The organism is Burkholderia sp. 28_3, from assembly GCF_003253915.1.
GTDB classification, from domain to species: domain Bacteria; phylum Pseudomonadota; class Gammaproteobacteria; order Burkholderiales; family Burkholderiaceae; genus Burkholderia; species Burkholderia cenocepacia.
This window is the reverse complement of the sequence record NZ_QKZF01000016.1, coordinates 144,855-166,994: the sequence shown is the minus strand read 5'-3', so window position 1 is coordinate 166,994 and position 22,140 is coordinate 144,855. Positions and strand designations below refer to the sequence as shown.

At 71.6% G+C, this 22,140-nt stretch carries 12 protein-coding genes; 7 read left to right on the top strand and 5 right to left on the bottom strand.

All coding sequences use genetic code 11. From position 1 onward, the window contains the following. Positions 1 to 34: 34 nt before the first annotated feature. Positions 35 to 1,336, bottom strand: a complete 1,302-nt coding sequence (locus DFS13_RS27770) for an aspartate aminotransferase family protein (protein ID WP_111442353.1) — start codon at positions 1,334 to 1,336, stop codon at positions 35 to 37. A gap of 77 nt (positions 1,337 to 1,413) precedes the next feature. Between DFS13_RS27770 and DFS13_RS27765 the strand changes: the two genes are divergently transcribed. Beyond that, a complete protein-coding gene (locus DFS13_RS27765; RefSeq protein WP_012493511.1) occupies positions 1,414 to 2,298 on the top strand; it encodes a LysR family transcriptional regulator in 885 nt (294 codons plus the stop codon). A gap of 12 nt (positions 2,299 to 2,310) precedes the next feature. Here the strand turns inward: DFS13_RS27765 and DFS13_RS27760 are convergent, their stop codons facing one another. From DFS13_RS27760 to DFS13_RS27745, 4 genes are read right to left on the bottom strand one after another with little or no spacing between them, the layout of a single operon-like run. Then, the gene (locus tag DFS13_RS27760) at positions 2,311 to 3,744 is read right to left on the bottom strand and encodes an isochorismate synthase (protein ID WP_111442352.1); all 1,434 of its coding nucleotides are present in this window, start codon (positions 3,742 to 3,744) and stop codon (positions 2,311 to 2,313) included. Further along, entirely contained in the window at positions 3,741 to 4,046 is a 306-nt protein-coding gene (locus DFS13_RS27755; RefSeq protein ID WP_006484772.1) for an isochorismate lyase, read from the bottom strand. The genes DFS13_RS27760 and DFS13_RS27755 overlap by 4 nt, the downstream gene beginning before the upstream one ends. Then, positions 4,043 to 4,816, bottom strand: coding sequence for a thioesterase II family protein (locus DFS13_RS27750; RefSeq protein WP_111442351.1), 774 nt, complete (start codon positions 4,814 to 4,816; stop codon positions 4,043 to 4,045). Before DFS13_RS27750 ends, DFS13_RS27755 begins: the two co-directional genes overlap by 4 nt. After that, on the bottom strand, positions 4,813 to 6,462 hold the full coding sequence (locus DFS13_RS27745; RefSeq protein ID WP_060263776.1) for a (2,3-dihydroxybenzoyl)adenylate synthase: 1,650 nt from the start codon (positions 6,460 to 6,462) through the stop codon (positions 4,813 to 4,815). The genes DFS13_RS27750 and DFS13_RS27745 overlap by 4 nt, the downstream gene beginning before the upstream one ends. A gap of 217 nt (positions 6,463 to 6,679) precedes the next feature. Between DFS13_RS27745 and DFS13_RS27740 the strand changes: the two genes are divergently transcribed. The 6 genes from DFS13_RS27740 to DFS13_RS27715 all read left to right on the top strand — a co-directional run bounded on the left by DFS13_RS27740 (position 6,680) and on the right by DFS13_RS27715 (position 22,125). Continuing rightward, complete coding sequence (locus tag DFS13_RS27740) at positions 6,680 to 7,621, top strand: helix-turn-helix transcriptional regulator (protein WP_046338026.1); 942 nt, start codon at positions 6,680 to 6,682, stop codon at positions 7,619 to 7,621. 123 nt (positions 7,622 to 7,744) lie between these two features. Beyond that, entirely contained in the window at positions 7,745 to 12,112 is a 4,368-nt protein-coding gene (locus tag DFS13_RS27735; RefSeq protein ID WP_111442350.1) for a non-ribosomal peptide synthetase, read from the top strand. Further along, the gene (locus DFS13_RS27730; protein ID WP_111442349.1) at positions 12,109 to 17,595 is read left to right on the top strand and encodes a non-ribosomal peptide synthetase; all 5,487 of its coding nucleotides are present in this window, start codon (positions 12,109 to 12,111) and stop codon (positions 17,593 to 17,595) included. Before DFS13_RS27735 ends, DFS13_RS27730 begins: the two co-directional genes overlap by 4 nt. Beyond that, positions 17,592 to 18,644, top strand: coding sequence for a Gfo/Idh/MocA family oxidoreductase (locus tag DFS13_RS27725; RefSeq protein WP_059721902.1), 1,053 nt, complete (start codon positions 17,592 to 17,594; stop codon positions 18,642 to 18,644). The genes DFS13_RS27730 and DFS13_RS27725 overlap by 4 nt, the downstream gene beginning before the upstream one ends. Then, positions 18,641 to 20,362 carry an ABC transporter ATP-binding protein gene (locus DFS13_RS27720; RefSeq protein WP_034202021.1) on the top strand — a complete coding sequence of 574 codons (1,722 nt, stop codon included), beginning with the start codon at positions 18,641 to 18,643 and terminating at the stop codon, positions 20,360 to 20,362. The genes DFS13_RS27725 and DFS13_RS27720 overlap by 4 nt, the downstream gene beginning before the upstream one ends. Then, entirely contained in the window at positions 20,362 to 22,125 is a 1,764-nt protein-coding gene (locus tag DFS13_RS27715) for an ABC transporter ATP-binding protein (RefSeq protein WP_043206150.1), read from the top strand. Before DFS13_RS27720 ends, DFS13_RS27715 begins: the two co-directional genes overlap by 1 nt. Positions 22,126 to 22,140: the final 15 nt, after the last annotated feature.

Here is a 22,140-nt window from a genome sequence, read left to right as displayed (position 1 = left end):
CGACGGCGCGTGTGAGGCTGGGGGGCGGCGGGCGTTACAGCGCGCGCGTGATCGCCTGCTCCAGCAGCGACAGCCCGAGGTCGATCTCTTCGTCGCTGACGGTCAGCGGCGGCGCGATCCGGAACACGCCGCCCATGCCGGGCAACTGCACGATGTTCATGCTGAGCCCGAGGTTCATGCACTCGCGCGTGATCTTCGCGCCGAGCCCGTCCGCCGGCTCCCTGGTGCGGCGATCCTTGACGATCTCGACGCCGAGCAGCAGCCCGCGCCCGCGTACGTCGCCGATGCAGTCGAAGCGCTCCATCAGGTCGAGCAGGCCGCGCCGCAGCCGCTCGCCCATCGTGTTGGCGCGCGCGACGAGACCGTCGCGCTGCACGACGTCGAGCACGCGCAGGCCGACCGCCGCCGGCAGCGGGTCGGACACGTGCGTCGTGTAGAACAGGTAACCGAGCGCGTGCGCGCGCTCCTCGATGGCCGCGGACGTGACCATCGCCGCGAGCGGCAGCCCCGCGCCGAGCGTCTTCGACAGCGTCAGGATGTCGGGCGTCACGCCGTCGCTCTGGCACGCGAACATCGTGCCGGTGCGGCCGACGCCCGTCTGCGCCTCGTCGAGGATCAGCAGCATCCCGCGTTCCTCGCACTTGCGCTTGAGCGCGGCCATATAGCCTTCCGGCAATTCGATGATTCCGCCCGAACTGAGGATCGGCTCCGCGATGAACGCGGCGAGGTTGCCGCTCGACTGGCGGTCGATCAGGTCGAACGCGTAGTCGAGTTCGGCGAGCGGATCGTACGCACCGTTGCGCTCGAAGCGCGGCCGGTACGCGAACGGCGCCGGAATCGCGAACGAGCCGACCGACGCGGGGCCGACGCCCTTGCGGCCGGCGCTGTACGTGGCCGACGCGGCGGCGCCCGTCATCCCGTGCCACGACTGCGCGAAGCCGACGATCTCGTACTTGCCGGTGACGAGCTTCGCCATCCGGATCGCCGCCTCGTTCGATTCCGCGCCGGTGCTGAGCAGCAGCGCGCGGTCGAGGCCGGCGGGCGTGAGGTCGGCGAGGCGCGTCGCGAGATCGACGACCGGCCGCGACAGCATCCCGCTGAACAGATGGTCGAGCTTGCCCGCGTATTCGCCGATCACGGAGACGATCTCCGGATGGCTGTGGCCGAGCACCGCGCTCATCTGGCCCGACGTGAAATCGAGGATCGCGCGGCCGTCGGCGTCGTAGACGAAGCTGCCTTTCGCGCGCTCGATGATCACCGGTTCGAACGTGCCGCCGTAGCGGACCAGGTGCTGCCTGGCGTTGCGCCAGAAGGTTGCATCGTCGTTCAGGGACATCGGGCGGCTCCGGCAAAAGGGCAGGGATCGCTTGCAGTCTAGGCGCGGGTCTGGTTTGATGGAAACGAATAGTCCTAATGCAAGGTAGAAAAGGAGCTAATACCTTGGCGCTTTCGCTCGACATCGACCTGCTGCGCTCGTTCGTCGTGATCGCCGAGGTGCGCGCGCTGAGCCGCGCGGCCGCGCGCGTCGGCCGCACGCAATCCGCGCTCAGCCAGCAGATGAAGCGGCTCGAGGAAGCGGTCGACCAGCCGTTGTTCCAGCGCACCGGCCGTGGCGTCGTGCTGACGCATCCGGGTGAGCGGCTGCTCGTGCACGCGCAGCGCATCCTGCGGCTGCACGACGAGGCGATGGCCGACCTGTGCGGCACGGGGCTGTCGGGGACGATCCGGTTCGGGTGCCCCGACGATTACGCCGAAGTGTGGCTGCCGTCGCTGCTGCGGCAGTTTTCGAGCCAGCATCCGCAGGCGATCGTCGAAGTCGTCTGCGGGCCGACGCCGCGGCTCGTCGAACACCTGGAGAAGCGCGCGGTCGATCTGGCGATGATTTCCGTGCCGGACGACGGCGCGACCGACGACGTCATTCGCCGCGAGCCACTGGTCTGGATCGGTTATCCGGGGCTCGAACCCGCGCATTTCGATCCGTTGCCGCTCGCGCTGTCCGATCGCGACACGCTCGATCACCTCGCGGCCTGCGACGCGTTGAATCGCGCCGGCCGCGACTACCGCGTCGCGTATGCGAGCAGCAGTCTCGCCGGGCTGATCGCGCTGGTGCGCTCGGGGCAGGCGTTCGCGGTGATGACGCAGACGGCCGTGCCGGCCGACCTCGCGATCGTCCACGGTGATCCGCGCTTGCCGCCGTTGCCGGCGGTGGGCATTACGCTGAGGTTCGACCGGAAGCGGCCGTCGCATCTGACGGCAGCATTCGCCGAGCATATCCGGCAAACGCTGCCATTGCTTTGATCGTCGACGCGATCAGTCGACCATCGACGAAGCCGACGCCTGCGTGCGGCCCGGACGCTCCGCCGCCGCCTCGCGCACGCGGATCGCCGCCCGCATGCCGGACAGCTTCAGTTCGGTTTCCTGATATTCGTTGACCGGCTCGGAATCGGCGACGATGCCGCAGCCCGCGAACAGCCGGCACGCGCCGCCCGCGATCAGCGCCGAACGCAGCGCGACGATGAAATCGCCGTTGCCGTGCGCGTCGATCCAGCCGATCGGCGCCGCATACCAGCCGCGATCGAAGCCTTCGTGCGCACGGATATGGTCGAGCGCCGGCGCGCGCGGATGGCCGGCGACCGCCGGCGTCGGGTGCAGCGCCGCGACGACCTGCAACAGCGTCGCCTCCGCATTCAGCGTCGCGCGAATCGGCGTGCTCAGGTGCTGAAGCTTCGGCAAGCGGTGCAGCGACGGTTGATCGGGCACGTCGAGCTCACGCGACAGCGGCGCGAGCGCGGCACGGATGGCGTCGACGACGAGCGCATGCTCGAGCCGTTCCTTCGCGGACGCCATGAGCGCGGCGCCGAGTGCGCGATCGTCGTCGGGCGTGGCGCCGCGCCGGATCGTACCGGCCAGCGCATGCGTGCGCACGTCGCCGGCCGCGACACGCGCGAGCCGTTCCGGCGTCGCGCCGACGAAGCACGCCCCGTCGCGACGGACCGCGAACAGGTGCGCATGCGCGTCGCGCCGTCGCAACCGGCGCAGCAGCGGCGCGATCGCGACGGGCCGCGCGTACTGTTCGAGCACGTCGCGGGCGAGCACGACCTTGCCGAACGCGCCGTCGTGGATCGCATCCACCGCGCGGCGGACTTCGTGCTGCCATTCGCTGGCCTGCAGCGCCTGCGTGTGCAGCAGTTGCGGCGCGTCGTCTTCCGCGGCCGGCGCAAGCGTGCCGAGCGACTCGATCCGCGCGAGGCACGCATGCGCGAGCGCGGCCGGATCGTCGTGAGCGGCGACGACCTGCTGGCAGACGGCCCAGTGCGCATCGCCTTCGCGCACGATCAGCAGTTTCGCCAACGTCATGCTCGCATCGGGAAACGATGCCCAGTGCGCGCTGCGCGGGCCTTGCGCATCGAACCGGAAGCCGCCGACCAGCCGCGGCGGCTGCGGGCCTGCCGTGACCGCGTCGCGCACGAGGGCGCGCCAACGCGCATCGATCTGCGCAAAGCGCGTGTCGCCGGTGGCGCTCAGTTCGGCCGCGCAGTCCCAGCCGTAGAGCGTGACGGACGCATCGCCGGCTTCGTGGAAGCACCACGGCGTCGCGCCGTCGTCCCACGCGGCGATCAGGTCGCAGAAGTCGAGCGGGCGCAGCGGCACCGAGACCGACGCGAGCGTCGGCGTGCCGGTGGCGGCGGCGCGGCGGGCCGCACGCGCGAACGTGTCGTGCAGCAGCGGAAGGCCGGCGTTCATGCGAGCCCCCGCTGTTGTCGCCAGTATTGCGTTTGCTGCGCGATGTACCACGCGATGAGCTGGGCGAACAGCGTCTCGACGTAGTCGGCGTCGAGGCCGGCCTGCTCGGCCCAGCGGCGCCGGTCGGGCAGCATCGCGGCCACCCGTTCCGGCGCGGCGATGCTCGCTTCGTCCGGCTTGAAGCGCGACGCGGCTTTCACGTACTGCATGCGCCGGCCGAGCGCGTCGATGATGTCGGCGTCCAGACGATCGATGGCTTCGCGAATGTCGGGAAGCCCCGTGCAGGCGTCCGGTGTTTTCATGTGTACTCCTTTCCGTAACGAAGGGATTGGTCGATCCGTTCGACCAGATGTGCGATCACCGCCGGGTATTGGTGTCGCAGGTAGAAGTGGTCGCCGTTGAACGTCTCGACGCGGATCGGCCGCGCCGCGACGTCCTGCCACGCATGCGCCTCGTCGCTGTCGAGCTCGGTATCGGCGAGCGGCAGCATCACGCCGAGCGGCGCATCGATGCGCGGCGGCCGCTCGCGCCGATACGTTTCGATCGCGCGGTAGTCGTGGCGGATCATCGGCAGGTAGATTGAGCGCATTTCCGGATCGGCGAGCAGCGCGGCGTGCTCGCCGGACAGCCGGGCGACGTCGCCGACGAGCGCGTCGTCGGATTGCAGGTGCAGATCCGACGGGCGCTGGCGATGCGGCGGCGGCAGTGCGGACACCGCCACGTAAAGCGGCGCGGCGCCGCGCGCCTCGAGCCGTACCGCGACCTCGTACGCGAGCGCCGCGCCGAGGCTGTGCCCGAACAGCACGAGCGGCGCGTGCGCATAGCGTTGCAGCGCGTCGGCGGCGGGGCCGGCGAGCGCTTCGATCGAGGGCAGGCACGGCTCGCCGAAGCGTTCCTCGCGGCCCGGATACTGCAGCGCGAGCAGATCGACGTCCCACGGCAGCGCACGGCTCCAGCCGCGAAAGAAATTCGCGGTGCCGCCCGCGTGCGGGAGGCAGACGAGCTGCGCACGCGGGCACGGCGACAGCCGTAACTCGCGAATCCAGTTCGAATCGGTCGGGTGCGCGCTCATGCGGCCGCCTGCAACTGGCGGCGCAACAGGTCGCGCAGCGATTTCTTGCTGGTCTTGCCGATGCCGGTTTCGGGAAAGCGCGGCATGAATTCGATGCGGTCGGGGATCTTGAACGCCGCGAGCCCGCAGTCGCGCAGGTAGCGTTTCAGCACGAGTCGGGACGGGGCAGGCGCGCGCGCGACGACGAACGCGCAGGTCCGTTCGCCGAGCATCGGATCGGGCATCGCGACGACCGCCGCGTCGTGCACCTGCGGATGCGCGAGCAGCAGGTTTTCCACTTCCTCGGCCGAGACTTTCTCGCCGCCGCGGTTGATCTGATCCTTGTCGCGGCCTTCGACGACCAGGTCGCCGTCCGCGGTGCGCCGCACGCGGTCGCCGCTGCGATAGAAGCCATCGGCCGTGAATGCCGTCGCATCGTGCGCCGCGAGCCGGTAGTAGCCGCGAATCGTGTACGGGCCGCGTACCTGCAGTTCGCCGATCTCGCCGGGCGCGACCGGTGCGCCGGTTGCGTCGACGATGCGCACTTCGTCGCCGTCCGAGACCGGGCGGCCCTGCGTGTGCGCGATCCGTTCGGGCGCGTCGTCGAGCCGCGTGCAGCAGATCAGCCCTTCGGCCATGCCGAACACCTGCTGCAACCGGCAGCCGAGCACGGGCGTCACGCGTTCGGCCGCGTGGTCCATCAGCCGCGCGCCGCCGACCTGCAGCACGCGCAGGCTCGACAGGTCGGCCTGCCGTTGCGGCTGCTCGTCGAGCCACAGCAGCGCGAGCGGCGGCACGAGCGCGGTATGCGTGACACGTTCCTGCGCAATCAGCGCGAAGCTCTGGTCGGGCTCGGGCCGCGCGGTCGTCACCACCCGGCCGCCCGCGAGCAATGCGCCGATCGTGCCGGGGCAGCACAGCGTGAAGTTGTGCGCCATCGGCAGCGCGGCGAGATAGACGGTGTCGGCGTCGAAACCGCTCGCGGCGCTGCACGCGCGCACGTTGTACAGGTATTCGCGATGGCGGCGGGGAATCAGCTTCGGCGTGCCGGTCGTGCCGCCCGACAGCTGGAAGCATGCGATGTCGTCGGTGCGTGCCGAGCAGTCGAGCACGGGCGGCGCGTCGTACAGCGCGTCGAACGACGTGAACGCGTGATCGTCGCCGGCCATCACGATGTGCTCGAGCGTCGGGCAGTCGCCCTGTAACGCGGCCGCGAGCGGCCGGCAGTCGAAATCGCCGAGCTGCGACGCGCCGAGATAAGCACGCGCGCCGGCGAAGCGGCAGAACGCGCCGATCTCGTAGTGACGGTGCGCGGGCAGCGCGAGCACCGGCCGCACGCCGAGCTGGAACAGCGCGAAGCACGTCTCGATGAAGCGCGCGCCGTTCGGCAACTGGACGACGACCGCGTCGCCGCGTACCAGGCCGAGGCGCGCGAGGCCGCCCGCGAGGCGGCGAATGCGCGCGAGCAGATCGCGATAGCACAGCCGCAGCGCGCCGTCGACGACGGCGAGCGCGTCGGGATGGCGCTGCGCGCAGGCATCGAGCGCGTCGAAGAACGTCGTGTCCTGCCAGTAGCCGGCGTCGCGGTAGCGGCGCGCGAAGTCGTCGGGCCAGTCGGGCGCGTCGGCCGGCACGGCCGCCGCCAGGGAGGAAGGGGAGGATTGCATGCGCTGACCTTGGGTTCCGGCAAGTTGTCAGAAAATGTAAATGAGAGGTATTATCATTTGTAACAGGTGCTGCGATAGCGCCGTTTCTTTCGATATCGCGGCAATTTCGTTCGATCGGGCGCCGGTCGCGCGGCACCCGCCCGGTCCGGCCGGACAATCGGCCGGTTGCCGCCGGCGCGCGCCGGTCCGCGCGTGCCGCCTAACCAACGGACCTCCGATGAGATCGACCTCCTTCGCTTCGTCACGACGTCACCCGCCGGTGCTCGTGCCCGGCAATCATCCGGGTGTGGTGCACATCGACACGGGCATGAAACTCATGAGCGGCACGCTGTGCTCGGATAGCCGCGACTGGTACGAGGAGCCGCTCGAAAAAGGGCTGAAGCTCGTCCTCGTGCAGAGCGGGCAGTTGCGCTGCCGCGTGCCGGGCCAGCCCGAGCAATGCATCAAGGGGCCGGGCCTGTGCGTGATCGCCAACGACGGCGAATTCACGACCCACCAGATCTACGACCGCGACGTGCCGCTGCGCTACACGATCGTGCAGCTCGGCCTCGATGCGCTCGACCGCAACCTGAGCCTGCTGCCGGAGAAGATGCTCGCGCCGACGGGCGGCGATCCGCGCATCGTCAGTTGCCCGGCGTCGAAGGCGCTGCAGGCGCTCGCCGTGCAGATCGCCACCTGCCCGTTCGAGGGCGCGGTGCGCGAGTACTACCTGAAGGCGAAGGCGTTCGAGCTGACCGCGCTGAGCGCGCAGTTGCTGGCCACGCAGCGGCAGTCCGCGCCGGCCGACGTGCGGGTCACGTCGTCGGATGTCGAGCGCGTGTATGCGGCGAGCGACATCCTGACGCGCGAGCTCCAGCACCCGCCGACGCTCGACGCGCTCGCGGGCCGCGTCGGGATGAATTCGCGCAAGCTGACGGCCGGCTTCCGCAAGGTGTTCGGCACGAGCGTGTACGCGTATCTGCAGGAATACCGGCTGCGGACCGCGCACGCGATGCTGTGCGCGGAGGATGCGAACGTGTCGACCGTCGCGTACCGCGTCGGCTACAGCCCCGCGCATTTTTCGATCGCGTTCCGCAAGCGCTACGGCATTTCGCCGAGCGATATTCGCGTGTCGCCCAACGCAATGGATCATGAGGAATTGACGGGCGCGGCGATCTAAAACAACTGACCGGCCGCCTAAAGGAATCGACCGGGCTCATGGGTGTTAATGAGATAGATTCTCATTCACAGGTGGCCGCCGCCGCGCGGACCCGCCGTCGAACGACCCATACAAGGCGTGCCCATGAGCCAGACCGTTGTCGATTCCACTACCGACCATTCCGATCCTTCCTGTTGTTCTCCCACTGACTGTCGCGCGCAGCTCGTTGCGCTGATCGCCGAGCTGCTCGACGAAGCCGTCGACGAGATCGCGTCGCTCGACGATGACGAGGACCTGCTGAGCTGCGGCCTCGATTCGATCCGGTTGATGTATCTGCAGACGCGCTTGAACCGGCTCGGTCATGCGCTGACCTTCGACGCGCTCGCGCGTACGCCGACGCTCGGCGCGTGGACCGCGTTGCTCGCGACTGCGCCGCGCATCGCGCGGGCGGAAGCCGTCGTCGCGGCCGAAGCCGTCGACGTGCACGCGCCGTTCGAGTTGTCCGCGGTGCAGCAGGCGTACTGGCTCGGCCGCGGCGACGGCGAGGTGCTCGGCAACGTGAGTTGCCACGCGTTTCTCGAATTCCGCAGCCGCGCGATCGATCCGGTTCGGCTGGACACCGCGTGCCGGCGCGTGCGTGAGCGTCATCCGATGCTGCGCGCGCGCTTCGACGGCGGCCGCCAGCAGATCGTCGCGGCGCCGGACTCGCCGGTGTTCGCGCACGCGGACTGGCGCGACCGGACGGCGGCCGAAGCGGAAGCCGAATGGGCGTCGCTGCGCGCATTCCGCTCGCACGAATGTCTCGACGTCGAGCACGCGCAAGTGTTCATGATGGGGCTGGTGCAGATGCCCGGCGGCGAGGATCGCGTGTGGCTGAGCGTCGACCTGCTCGCGGCCGACGTGGACAGCGTGCGGCTGCTGATGCAGGAGATCGGCGTCGCCTATGCCGAGCCGTCGGCGCTGCCGGCTGCGCCGTCGACGTGGTTCCCGGCCTGGCTCGCGCGTCGCGCGGCCGATACGCGCGATGCGCGGGCCGCGGCGCGCGACGCATGGCAGGCGCGGCTCGCGACGCTGCCGGAAGGGCCGGCGCTGCCGCTCGCCCGTGCGCCGGAAACGATCCGTGCGCCGCGTTTCAGCCGCGTCGCGCATACGCTGAGCACGGACGAGTTGACGCGCCTGCAGGCGCGGGCCGCGCAGCATGGCGTCACGTTGTCGTCGGTGTTCGGTGCGGCATTCGCGGCGGTGCTCGCGCGCTGGAGCGGCCGGCAGGCGTTCCTGCTCAACGTGCCGCTGTTCGACCGGCACGGCGATGCGCCCGATCTGGGCCGCGTGATCGCCGATTTCACGACGCTGTTGCTCGTCGAATGCGACGTGCACGCCGATGCGAGCGCGGCCGACACGGTGCGCGCGTTCCAGCAGCGGCTGCACGGTGCGATCGCGCAGGCCGCGTATCCGGCGCTCGACGTGCTGCGCGATGCGCGTCGGCAGGGCACGCCGCGCGCGGCGCCGGTCGTGTTCTCGTGCAATCTCGGCGACGAGCCGTTCGTGCCCGCTGCGTTCGCGCAGGTGTTCGGCGATCTGCACGACATGATTTCGCAGACGCCGCAGGTATGGCTCGATCATCAGCTCTATCGCGTGCCGGGCGGCGCGCTGCTTGCGTGGGACAGCGTCGACGGCCTGTTTCCGGACGGGATGATCGACGCGATGTTCGGCGCGTATGTCGCGTTCGTGCAGGCGCTGTGCGATCGCGACTGGCGGCTGCCGATCGCGGTCGAGTTGCCGTCCGCGCAGCGGCGCGTGCGCGATGCGCTCAACGCGTTGCCGGCCCCCGGCCGTGCGCGCACGCTGCATCACGATTTCTTCGCGCTGGCCGCACGCGAGCCGGCCGCCGTCGCCGTGCGGTGCGGCGATCGCGCGGTGACGCGCGGCGAACTGGCCGCGCAGGCGCTCGCGATCGCGGGCGGGTTGCGCGCGGCCGGGATCGGGCACGGCGATGCCGTCGAGATCAGCTTGCCGCGCGGGCCCGAGCAGGTCGCGGCCGTATTCGGCGTGCTGGCGGCCGGCGCGTGCTACGTGCCGCTCGACATCGCGCAGCCGGTCGCGCGCAAGGCGCTGATCGAGCGCGCGGCGGGCGTGAAGGCTGCGATCGTCGACACCGCCTGCGCGGACGGGCCGCTGCCGCATGTCGGCATCGCCGCGCTGCTGCGGCATGCGCCGCTGGCTGCGCCGCTCGAGGTCGCGCCGCAGGCGACGGCTTACGTGATCTACACGTCCGGTTCGACGGGCGTGCCGAAGGGCGTCGAGATGACGCACGCGGCGGCCGTCAACACGATCGATGCGATCGATGCGCTGCTCGGCGTGCGCGCGGACGACCGGCTGCTGGCGGTGTCGGCGCTCGATTTCGATCTGTCGGTGTACGACCTGTTCGGCGCGCTGGGCGCCGGTGCGCAGCTCGTGCTGCCGACGCAGGACGAAGCGCGCGATGCGGCACGCTGGATCGAACTGATCGCGCAGCACCGCGTGACGCTGTGGAACTCGGCGCCCGCGCTGCTGGAAATGGCGCTGGCCGTGCCGGCGGCGCGCGACGCGTGCCGCAGCGTGCGCGCGGCGCTGCTGTCCGGCGACTGGATCGCGCTCGACCTGCCGGCGCGCCTGCGCGAGCGCTGCGGCGACGCCTGTGCGTTCCACGCGCTCGGCGGCGCGACCGAGGCCGGCATCTGGTCGAACGTGCAGACGGTGCGCGACGTGCCGCCGCACTGGCGTTCGATTCCGTACGGCCGGCCGTTGCCGGGGCAGGCGTATCGCGTCGTCGATGGCGACGGACGCGATGTGCCCGATTACGTGCCGGGCGAATTGCTGATCGGTGGCGACAGTCTCGCGCGCGGCTACCGGAACGATCCCGAGCTGACCGCGCAGCGTTTCGTGCAGCACGCGTCGGGCCGCTGGTATCGCACCGGCGACCGCGGCCGCTACTGGCCGGACGGGACGCTCGAATTCCTCGGCCGCGAGGATCGACAGGTGAAGGTGCGCGGGCACCGGATCGAACTCGGCGAGATCGAAGCGGCGCTCGCCGCGCATCCGTTGATCGACGGCGCATGTGCGAGCGTCGTCCACGGCGAGGCCGCGCGCATCGTCGCGGCGTTCGTGCCGGCCGACTGCGCGGCGGCGGACACCGCGCCATCGTTGCTCGCGGCAGTCGACATGGTCGACACGATGCCGGCGGAAACGGCCGTCGCGCACGCCGTCGCCGCCCGGCTGCTCGACGGCGACGCGGGCCTGCCGCCGCTCGCGCACTGGCGCGCAAAGGGCGCCGCATCGATCCCGATCGACGACGCGCTCGACCGGCTCGCCTGGCAGGCAACCGATCTCGACGCTCTGACGGCCGCGCTGCGCGCGCTCGCCGCCGATCCGGAGACCGCCGCGCAACGCGTGCCGCTGGACCCGTGCGTGGCGCCGCTCGCGTTCGCGACGCGCTTGCCGGACGGCGTTCGTGCGCTGCGCGAGTTCGCCGTCGCGCTGGACGCGCAGGCCGCGGCGCACACGGGTGCGCTGCGCGTCGCGGTGCTCGATGCGCGCGCGGGCCAGGCGCTCGATGCGGGGCTCGGCGTGCTCGACGATCCGCGCTTCGACGTCACGCTGTTCGACGTGTCGCCGGGCCTGCTGCACAACGCGCAGGCACGCTTCACGCGAACGCTGCCCGCATTGCAGACGATGCAGGACGGCTTGCTGCCCGCACGTCATCTCGGCGCATTCGATTGCGTGATCAGTTTCGCGGCCGCGCACCTGCGCGACGATCCGCGCGACACGTTCCGGATCGCGGCCGCGCTGCTCGCGCGGGACGGCCGCCTGCTGCTCGCCGACGTGCTGCGCGATTCGCCGCTGCGTGAACTCGTCGCGAGCGTCGCGGGCGATACGTCGCCGCCGCGGCCGTTCGTCGACGACGCGCTCGCGGCGGCCGCCCACGCGTGCGGCTTTGCGCTCGATGCGCGCAGCTGGCGCTCGACGGCGTTCGCCTGCCTCGACGCGCGCCGGGTCGGCGAGCCGATCGCGCAGGCGGCGCTGGCCGACTGGTTGCGCGACCGCTTGCCCGACGCGATGCGTCCCGATGCGCTGTGGTGCGTGCCGCGCTGGCCGCTCAACGCGAACGGCAAGATCGATCGCCGGACAGTCGGGGAGGCGCTCGCGCGCGCACTCGGCGACACGCCGGCCGCGCACGACGCATTCGTGCCGGCCGGCGAGCGGCACGCGATATTGCTCGCCTGCTGGGAACAGGCGCTCGGCCGCGCGGCGAACGCGCGCGACGCGACGTTCTTCGCGCTCGGCGGCGACAGCCTGCTCGCGACGCGCCTGCTCGCGCAACTGCGCGAGCGGCTCGGCGTGCGGATCGGGATGGCCGCGTTCTACCGGCAGCCGACGCTCGCCGGTCTCGCGGCGCAGCTCGACGAACTGACGCCGGCGGCGCCGGCCGACGGCGACGCAGCGGTCGCGACGATCGAGGAGGGCGTGCTGTGAGTTTCGACGACGTGCTCGACCTCTGCCGCGAACGGCGGATCGAACTGTGGTGCGACGACGGCGGCCAGTTGCGCTATCGCGCGCCGGCCGGCGCGCTCGATGCGGATCTCGCCGCGCGCATCAAGGCCGAACGCGATGCGTTCGTCCGCTTCCTTCAGAACGGCGCATGGCGCGACGATCCGGCGCACCGGCACGAACGGTTCGCGCTGACGCCGGTGCAGGCCGCGTATGTGCTCGGTCGCCACGAATCGTTCGAGTTCGGCGGCAGCGCATGCCACCTGTACGTCGAATACGACGAACCGCAGGATCTCGACTGCGTGCGCTTCGAAGCCGCGTGGAATGCGTGCGTCGCGCGCCATCCGATGCTGCGCGCGATCGTCGAGGACAACGCATGGCAACGCGTGCTGCCCGACGTGCCGTGGCAGCCGCTCACCGTGCACGACCTGCGCGAGGCCGACGCGAACGCCTTCGACGCGCACCTGAACCGCGTGCGCGAACGCCTCGACCATGCGGTGCATGCGCTCGACCGCTGGCCGGTGCTGCAGCCGGAAGTGAGCCTCGGCCAGGAGGCGGCGGTGCTGCACCTGTCCGTGGATTTCACGCTGATCGACTACGCGAGCCTGCAATTGCTGCTCGCCGAATGGCGGCGCCGTTACGACGATCCGCAATGGCAGCCCGCGCCGCTCGACGCGACGTTTCGCGACTATGTGCTGCATGAAGCGCAGGCCGGCACGCGTGCGGACCATGCGCGCGACAAGGCATGGTGGCTCGCTCGACTCGACGGGTTGCCCGCGCGTCCCGATCTGCCGGTCGTGCCCGCGAGGCGCACCGACGGGCGGCCGCGCTTCACGCATCGGCATGCGCGGCTCGATCGCGCGCAATGGGCCGCGCTGAGCGGCCAGGCGAGCCGTTTCGGGCTGAGCGCGGCGAGCGTCGCGCTGGCCGCGTTCGCCGAGGTCGTCGGCCGCTGGAGCCAGACGCCGGCGTTCTGCCTGAACCTGACGGTGCTGAACCGTCCGCCCGTGCATCCGCGCATCGATGCGGTGCTCGGCGATTTCACCGCGCTGAGCCTGCTCGCCGTCGACGCGACGCACGGGCGCGATTTCGTCGAGCGTGCCCGCACGATCGGCGCGCGGATGTTCGACGATCTCGACCATCGCGCGTTCACCGGCGTCGACGTGATGCGCGAACTCGCACGGCGGCGCGGCAAGGATGCGGCGCTGATGCCGGTGGTGTTCACGAGCGGGATCGGCAGTGTCGAGCGCCTGCTCGGCGAGCACGCGGGGCACGCGGCGCGCGCCGCGCCGCCGCGCACCATGATCAGCCAGACGCCGCAGGTGTGGCTCGACTGCCAGGTGACCGACCAGTTCGGCGGGCTGGAAATCGGCTGGGACGTGCGCGACGACCTGTTTCCGGACGGCATGCCGGCCGCGATGTTCGACGCGTATGTCGCGCTGCTGGGTCGTCTGGCCGACGATGCCGCATGGTGGTCGCGTGAGGGTGACATCGTGCTGCCGTCCGCGGCGCCCGTCGCCGACGTGCATCCGGATGCCGATACGCATATCGCGGCCGGTTTCGCCGCGCAGGCGCTGCGCACGCCCGATGCGCCGGTCGTGATCGATGCACGGGGGCCGCGCACGTACCGCGAGGTCGCGCAACAGGCGGCGGCGCTGCGTACCGCGCTCGAACAGGCGGGCGTCGGCGTGGGCGATACCGTCGCCGTACTGATGCCGAAGTGCGCGCACCAGCTCGCGGCCGTGCTCGCGATCGTCCAGGCGGGCGCCGCGTACGTGCCGGTCGACAGCCGCCAGCCGGCGCTGCGGCAGCAGGCCATTCTGCGCAATGCGCGAGTGCGTGCGGTCGTCAGCGTGCAGGCGCTCGCATTCGACCATGATGGTTGCGTGCGCATCGATATCGATGCGGTGCCGATCGATCCGCAATGGCCGCCGCGCGCCGCATGCGACATCGCTCCAGATGCATTGGCTTACGTGATCTATACGTCGGGCTCCACCGGCGAGCCGAAGGGCGTGATGCTGAGCCACGCGGCGGTGTGCAACACGCTCGCCGACATCAGCGCGCGGCATGCGGTCGGCGCGGGCGACGTGGTGCTGGGCCTGGCCGAACTGAGCTTCGACCTGTCCGTCTACGATTTTTTCGGGGCGACCGCGCGCGGCGCGTGCATCGTGCTGCCCGATCCGGCGCGCGGCAACGATCCGTCGCACTGGGCCGAACTGATGGCGCGCCATCGCGTGACGCTGTGGAATTCGGTGCCCGCACAGGGGCAGATGCTGATCGACTACCTCGAAGGCGAACCGGCGCTCGACGTGCCGGGCCCGCGCCGCGTGCTGTGGTCGGGCGACTGGATTCCGGTGACGCTGCCGGCCCGCTGGTGGCGTCGCTGGCCCGACAGCGCGCTATTCAGCCTCGGCGGCGCGACCGAAGCGTCGATCTGGTCGATCGAACATCCGATCCGTCCGGAAGATACGCAGCTCGCGAGCATTCCGTACGGCCGCGCGCTGACCGGGCAGACGATGGAAGTGCTCGACGCACTCGGCCGGCCGTGCCCGCCGGGCGTGCGCGGCGAGATCCATATCGGCGGCGTCGGGCTTGCGACGGGCTACGCGAACGATCCCGTGCGGACGGAGGAGCGTTTCATTCGTCATCCGGACGGGCGCAGGCTTTATCGCACCGGCGATCTCGGGCGCGTGCGCGCCGACGGCTCGCTCGAATTCCTCGGGCGGCAGGACGATCAGGTGAAGATTCGCGGCTACCGGATCGAGCTGGCCGAGATCGATGCGGCGCTGACCGCGCATCCGCTCGTCGGCGCGGCGGCCACGATCGTGCTCGGCGAGGGCGCGGAGCGCCGGCTTGCGAGCTTCGTGTCGCTGCAGGGCGCGGAAGCGCCCCCGCCGGCGCAGGACGACGCGCTGCACGAGATCGCGACGCACGTGCGCACGGCGTTCGACGCCGCGCGCTGGCCCGCGCAGGCGGACGTGTCGCGTTCGGTCGCGCAGCTCGACGCAGCGTGCGTGGCGTCGCTCGCCGCGTGGATCGTGCCGGCCGGCGGCTTGACGACCGATGGCGTGACCGGTTTCGCGACGCTGTGCGAGCGGCTGCGTGTGCCGGCGGCGCGACGACATCTGCTGCGCCACTGGCTCGCGATGCTGGTCACACATGGCGTGCTGGACGCGGACGCGGACGACGGCTGGCGCAGGCGGCCCGATGCCAGCGTCGTCGACGCGCGTGCATGCTGGGACGCATTCGCGCAGCACGCATCGCCCGCGCTGTGGCCGGCCGTCCTCGTCGATTACTTCCGCGCCAGCGCCGGATGCCTCGACGCGCAGATCGACGGCCGCGTATCGCCGGCCGGCCTGATGTTCCCGGAAGGGGCTTCGCATATCGCCGAAGCGATGTACAGCGACGGCGAACACGCCCGCGCGCTGCATCGCGGGATGGCGCAGGCCGTGCACGCCGTCGTCGCACGCGAACCGCGGCGCGCGTGGCGCATCCTCGAAATCGGCGCGGGCACGGCCGCCGCGACGCGGGCGATCGTCGAGGTGCTCGCGCCGCTGGTGGAAGCCGGGACGCGCATCGATTACCTGTTCAGCGACGTGTCGAGCTACTTCCTCGCGGCCGCGCGCGAGCGTTTCGCTGCGTATCCGTGGATGCGCTTCGTGCGTTTCGACATGAATGCGGCGTGCGACGCGCAGGGCATTGCGCCGCATTCGGTCGACATGACGATCAGCTCCGGCGCGCTGAACAATGCGCGCGACACGGTCGCGCTGATTGCCGGCTTGCGCGCACTGTCGGCGCCCGACGCGTGGTGGGTGATCCAGGAACTGACGGCCGAGCATCCGGAAATCAGCATCAGCCAGGGGCTGATGATGGAGACGCCGGACGATGCGCGGGCCGCATCGGCGCGGTTGTTCGTGCCGCATGCGCAGTGGCTCGACTGGCTGCAGGCGGAAGCGGGCGATCGCGCGCTCGGGTGCGTCGCGCCCGACACGCCGCTCGCCGCGCTCGGCTACGACATCTTGCTCGCCCACGTGAAGCGCGGCGCGGCGCGCATCGCGCCGGATACGCTGCTGGCGTTCGTGGCCGAGCGTGTGCCGGGCTACATGGTGCCGTCGCAACTGCGCGTGCTCGAACGTTTGCCGGTGACCGCGAACGGCAAGATCGACCGCCGTACGCTGGCCGGCATCGCCGATATCCGCGAGCCGGCGCCGGCCGTGGTGCGAGCGGTGCCCGCACCGGCAGCCGATCCGTTGCTGGCGCGGCTGATCGGCTTGTGGGAGACCGTGCTCGATACGCGCAACGTCTCGCCGGACCAGGACTTCTTCGCCGCGGGCGGCGATTCGCTGCTGATCGCGCAACTCGTGTCGCGGCTGCGCGGCGAGGAACCGCTCGCGCACGCGCATCCGTTCGACCGGCTGTTGCGCTGGGTGCTCGCGCAGCCGACGCCCGCCGCGTTCGCGCAATGCCTGCGCGACGCGGGCGAACAGCCGGCGAGCGCGACGCCGACGGCCGCGCCCGCCGCGTCGCGCACGGCGCATGGGTCGGCGGTCGTCCATGCGCCGGCGCCGCGCGTGCGCACCGGCGTGCGGCCGATTCCGCTCGCGCCCGGCGACGGCGTGCCGCGCGTGATCGTGCACGAAGGGCTCGGCACCGTGCATGCGTATCGTCCGGTGCTTCCCGCGCTCGCGCGGCTCGGCCCGGTGCTCGGCTTCGCGGTGCGCGACGCGCAGGATTATCTCGACCTGCCGGCGCGTCACCTGAACGCGACGCTGGGCCGGCGTTACGCGGATGCGCTGTGGCGCAGCGGCGTGCGCGAGGTCGACGTGCTCGGCTACTGCTCGGGCGGGCTGGTCGCGCTCGAAATGGCGAAGTCGCTGGTGCAGTTGGGCGTCACGGTGCGCACGCTCGACATCGTGTCGAGCTACCGGATTCCGTACCTGATCGAGGATGAACGGCTCGTGCTGTTCAACTTCGCGGCGACGCTCGGGCTGGCGCTCGACGCACTCGGGTTTCCGGAAACGTACGTGCTGGCCGACGCGCTCGCCGACGCATTGAAGGCCGACTCCACGCGGCTCGCGCCGGGCAGCCTGCAGGCGCAGCTCGAGATCTTCGGCGATCGCTGCGAGCCGCTCGACGTGCTGCGCGGCCGCGTGTTGCGCGCGGCGGCCGGCCTGTCGATGCAGGACGCGGTCGCGCATCCGCTGCTCGACGAGCGCGAGCGGCTCTACCGGCTCTTCATGCATTCGGTGCAGGCGTGCCACTGGGCCGGCGATGCGCCGTATGCGGGCGCGCTGCGGCTGTTCGTGCCGGAGCGCTGCAATCCGCTGATTCCGCAGCAGCGCGCGGCGCTCACGGACTACTGGACGGCGCAGGCGCTCGGCGGCATCACGGCCGTCGATATCCCCGGCGGTCATTTCGACTGCCTGAACGCCGCGTTCGTCGACACCCGCCTGAAGGAGGCACGATGAAGGTCCATCCGCTGCCGGTCGTCGTGGCCGGCTCCCGTTTCGGTCAGTTCTATGCGGCGGGCCTCGCGGCGTCCGGTTCGTATCACGTCGCCGGCATCCTCGGCCAGGGCAGCGCGCGCACGGCCGCATTGGCCGCGCGCGTCGGGGCGCCGGTGTTCGACCGCGTCGACGCGTTGCCGGACGACGTGCGCATCGCGTGCGTCGCCGTCGGCGGCGCGGCCCGCGGCGCGGAGGGCGCCGCGCTGGCCTGCCGGCTGCTCGAACGCGGGATCGACGTCGTGATCGAGCATCCGCTGCTGCCCGACGAATGGGCCGGCGTGCTGCGTACCGCGTCGCGCCAGGGCCGCCGTTGCCTGCTCAACAGCTTCTATCCGAACCTGCCGGTCGTCGCGCGTTTCATCGCGGTCGCGCGGCGACTGCGCGAGACGAGCGCGCCGGTGCATGCGGACGTGGTGTGCTCGGTGCAGGCGAGCTACGCGGCGCTCGACGTGCTCGCGGCCGCGTTGCAGGGCGTCGGGCCGTGGTCGGTCGAACCGATCGGGCCGGCGTTGTCGTCGATGCGCGAATGCGCGATGGTGCTCGCCGAAACGCCGGTGTCGCTGCGCGTGCACAACGAGATGGCGGCGGCCGACGACGGCCGGATGAGCATGCTGTTCGGCATCACGCTGACGACCGACGCCGGCACCTGGACGCTCGCGTCGCCGCACGGCCCGCTGTGGTGGGCGCCCGCGCTGCGCGAGCCGGCGCAGGACGAGGACGGCCTGTTCCCGATCTTCGGCGAGCCGGCCGGCGACGACCTGCCGAGCCTCCAGATCTGCGACGACGCGCAGGACACGTGGGGCGAGATTCATGCGCGCAGCTGGCCGCAGGCGGCCGTGCGCGCCGTCGATCGCCTCGTGTCCGGCGAAGGGCTGCACGCGTGCAACCAGCGCAGCATCGACGTGGCGCGCGTGTGGCAGCAGTTGACCGCGCAACTCGGTTTTCCGGCGCAGCCGCCGGGCGATGCGCGCGCCGCGACGCTCGGCATGCTGCTGGAGCGTGCTGCATGAAGGGGCCGTTGCTTTCGATGTTGCGACCGTTCGCGGTGCCGCTCGTCGCGGCGGTGGCGTTGCAGGCGCTGGCCGGCATCGCGTCGCTCGTGCCGTGGCTCGCGCTCGCGCATCTCGCCGACGCATGGCGCGCGAGCGCGCAGCTCGACACGGCGGCGCGCGGCTGGCTCGTCGCGGCCGTGGCGGCCGGTGCGTTCTGGCTGGCCGGCCAGACGGTCGCGCTGCACCTGACGCACCGCGTCGACGCCGATCTCGGCGATCGCCTGCGCAAGCGCCTCGCCGATCATCTGCAGCGTTTGCCGCTCGGCTGGTTCGCGCGCGCGGGCAGCGACCGCGTCGCGCGCCACGTCGACCAGGACGTGCGCGCGCTGCACCAGCTCGTCGCGCATGCGCCGGCCGATCTCACGCAGCTCGTGGTCGTGCCGTGCGCGGCGCTCGCGTGCCTGCTTTACCTGAATCCCGCGCTGCTCGCGTTCGCGCTCGTGCCGCTCGTCGCCGGCGCGGCGCTGTTCCGCTGGATGCGCTCGGCACGCTTCGCGCCGGCCTTCGCCGCACGCAACGCGGCGCTCGAACGGTTGATGGGCGACTACGCGCAGCTCGCGCAGAACCCGGCGCTGGTGCGGCAGTATCCGGGCGCCGGCATCGAGGCGGCCGCGCTCGCGTCGAGCGGGCAGTTCTCGCGGGCGTTCTCGGCGTGGGTCGGCCGCATCGGCGGCCTCGGCGCGTGCACGCAGGTGCTGCTCGGCACGCCGTTGCTGCTCGCGTGGGTCGTGTTCGGCGCGACGTGGCTGACGGCCGGACAGTTGCCGGTCGGCACGCTGTGCGCGTTCGCGCTGCTGATCTGGGCGGTCGCGGCGCCGGTGCGTGCGCTCGGTCATGGCGCCGATGCGCTGCGCGACGCGCGCGCGGCCGCCGCGCGGCTCGATGCGTTGCTTGCGCAGCCCGGCCTGCAGGAACCCGCCGACGGCGCGGCACAGGCGCCGCGCGATGCGTCGATCGAACTGCGCGGCGTGCAGGTCGACATCGACGGCGAGCCGATCCTGCGCGACATCGACGCGACGCTCGCGGCCGGCACGACCACCGCGATCGTCGGGCCGTCCGGCGCGGGCAAGAGCACGCTGCTGATGCTGCTCGCGCGCTTCATGGACCCGGATCGCGGCACGGTGCGGCTCGGCGGCGCCGATCTGCGATTGGTCAGTTCGCAGACGCGCCGCGAACAGATCGCGATGGTGTTCCAGCAGGCGAGCGCGCTCGACGTGTCGATTGCCGCGAACATCGCGCTTTATCGGCCCGACGCCGATCGCGACGCGATTCGCGCCGCCGCGCGTGCGGCGTGTCTCGACGCACGCATCGACGCATTGCCGGGCGGTTACGACTGCGTATGCGGGCGCGACGTGCGCCTGTCCGGCGGCGAACTGCAGCGGCTGTCGATCGCGCGTGCGCTGCTGTCGCGTGCGCCGTTGCTGCTGCTCGACGAACCGGCGTCGGCGCTCGATCCGCAAACCGGGCGCGCGTTGCGCAACGCGCTGCGCGCCGACACGCGTACCCGTGTGATCGTCAGCCACGATCTCGACGCGATCCGGCACGCGGACCAGATTCTCGTGATGGAACGCGGCCGCATCGTCGAACGCGGCACGCATGCGGCGCTGCTGGCCGCGGGTGGGCTGTATGCGCGGCTCTGGCGCGAACGCGGCGCCGCAGGCGGGGAGGCCGCATGATGACGAAATCGCTCAAACGTTTGCAGTGCCTGCCGCGCGACACGCGCCGCGCGCTGTGGCGCGGGCTGGGCTGGGCGGTGGCCGCCGCGTTGCTCGACGGCGCGTGCGGGCTGCTGCTCGTGCCGTTGATCCGCGCATGGTTCGCCGGCGCGCATACGGCCGCGCTGCACTGGACGATCGTGCTCGGCGCGCTGACGCTGGGTCATGCGCTCGTGCTGTACGTCGCGCAACGCGGCGGCTATCGCGCGGGCGGCGCGCTGGCCGTGGGCCTCGTCGAACGCCTCGTGCAACACCTGCCGCGCATCGCGTCGTGGCAGACCGTGCGCGACAGTCATCCGGCCGGGTTGCTGCGCGGGCCGGTGATGCAGGCGATGGGGATTCCCGCGCACCTGCTCGGGCCGTTGATCGGCGCGGTCGTCACGCCGCTCGCGGTGGTCGCGGGCCTTGCATGGATCGACTGGCGCATCGCGCTGTGCCTCGCGGCGGCGGCCGTGCTGCTGTTCGCGCTGCTGCAGCGCGGCGGCGCCCGCACGCTCGGGTTCGAACAGGCGCGCGCCGCGGGCGATCGCGAGATGGCCGTGCAGCTTCAGACCTTCGCCGCGCATCAGGGGCTGCTGCGCTTCGCGGGCCGGGACGGCGAAGCACGCGCGGCGTTGCAGCGCGCGTGCGACGAACAGCATCGCCGCACGCGGGCGCTGATGCGGCGCTCGCTGCCGCTCGAGCTCGGATTCGCGGCCGCGGTGCAGGGCGTGTTCGTCGCGATGCTGATCGGCGGCGCGTGGGCCGTCGCGGCTGGCCGACTCGACGCGGCGACGGCCGTCGCGGTGCTCGTGCTGCTCGTGCGCTTCATCGAGCCGCTCGCGCAACTCACGCAGCTCGATCAGGCGCTGCGCGGCGGCTGGCGCGCGCTCGACACGGTGCTCGCGGTGCTGCACGCGCCGCGCTTCGACAGCCCCGAGCGCGGCACGCCGGTACATGACGCGAGCGTCGACGCGCTGCGCGTCGGCTATCGGTCGGCCGGCGGCGCGACGCTGCTCGACGGGATCGACCTGCACTGTCCGGCGGGCGGCTTCGTCGCGATCGTCGGCCCCACGGGCGCGGGCAAGAGCACGCTGCTCGGCCTGCTCGCGCGGCTCGACGATCCGTGCGCCGGGCGCGTGCTGCTCGGCCGCGCCGACGTGCGGCACCTGAGCGAGGCGACGCTCGCCGCGACGCGCAACCTCGTGTTCCAGGACAACGGGCTGTTTCGCGGCAGCCTCGCGTGGAACGTGCGGATGGGGCGACCGGACGCGACCGATGCCGAGCTGCGCGCCGCGCTGGACGCGGTCGGCCTGCTGCGCGACGCCGAGCGCCTGCCGGACGGTCTCGACACCGACGTGGGGCCGGGCGGGCAGTTGCTGTCGGGCGGGCAGCGCCAGCGGGCGTGCCTGGCGCGTGCGCTGCTCGCGCGGGCGCCGGTGCTGATGTTCGACGAACCGACCGCGAGCCTCGACGAACTGAGCGCGCGGCGCGTGCGCGACAGTCTCGTCGCGCTGCGCGGGCAGCGCACGCGCATCGTCGTCACGCACCAGCCGGCGCTGGCGGCGGCCGCCGACACGATCGTCGTGCTCGACGCGGGCCGCGTGCGGGCGACCGGCACGCACGCGCAACTGATCGAGACCGATGCGTGGTACGCGACGTTCGCCCGCGCCGGACGGCCACCCGACGGGGCGCCGCCCGCCGGCGCGGACGCGGAATTCCGCCCGGCCGAATCCGAACAGTGACGTGAACAATACGGG

Excerpts from the sequence above, each read along its gene's own strand:
- DFS13_RS27770 (WP_111442353.1), bottom strand. The coding sequence starts at position 1,336 with ATGTCCCTGAACGACGATGCAACCTTCTGGCGCAACGCCAGGCAGCAC.
- DFS13_RS27765 (WP_012493511.1), top strand. The coding sequence starts at position 1,414 with ATGCAAGGTAGAAAAGGAGCTAATACCTTGGCGCTTTCGCTCGACATC.
- DFS13_RS27760 (WP_111442352.1), bottom strand. The coding sequence starts at position 3,744 with ATGAACGCCGGCCTTCCGCTGCTGCACGACACGTTCGCGCGTGCGGCC.
- DFS13_RS27755 (WP_006484772.1), bottom strand. The coding sequence starts at position 4,046 with ATGAAAACACCGGACGCCTGCACGGGGCTTCCCGACATTCGCGAAGCC.
- DFS13_RS27750 (WP_111442351.1), bottom strand. The coding sequence starts at position 4,816 with ATGAGCGCGCACCCGACCGATTCGAACTGGATTCGCGAGTTACGGCTG.
- DFS13_RS27745 (WP_060263776.1), bottom strand. The coding sequence starts at position 6,462 with ATGCAATCCTCCCCTTCCTCCCTGGCGGCGGCCGTGCCGGCCGACGCG.
- DFS13_RS27740 (WP_046338026.1), top strand. The coding sequence starts at position 6,680 with ATGAGATCGACCTCCTTCGCTTCGTCACGACGTCACCCGCCGGTGCTC.
- DFS13_RS27735 (WP_111442350.1), top strand. The coding sequence starts at position 7,745 with ATGAGCCAGACCGTTGTCGATTCCACTACCGACCATTCCGATCCTTCC.
- DFS13_RS27725 (WP_059721902.1), top strand. The coding sequence starts at position 17,592 with ATGAAGGTCCATCCGCTGCCGGTCGTCGTGGCCGGCTCCCGTTTCGGT.
- DFS13_RS27720 (WP_034202021.1), top strand. The coding sequence starts at position 18,641 with ATGAAGGGGCCGTTGCTTTCGATGTTGCGACCGTTCGCGGTGCCGCTC.
- DFS13_RS27715 (WP_043206150.1), top strand. The coding sequence starts at position 20,362 with ATGACGAAATCGCTCAAACGTTTGCAGTGCCTGCCGCGCGACACGCGC.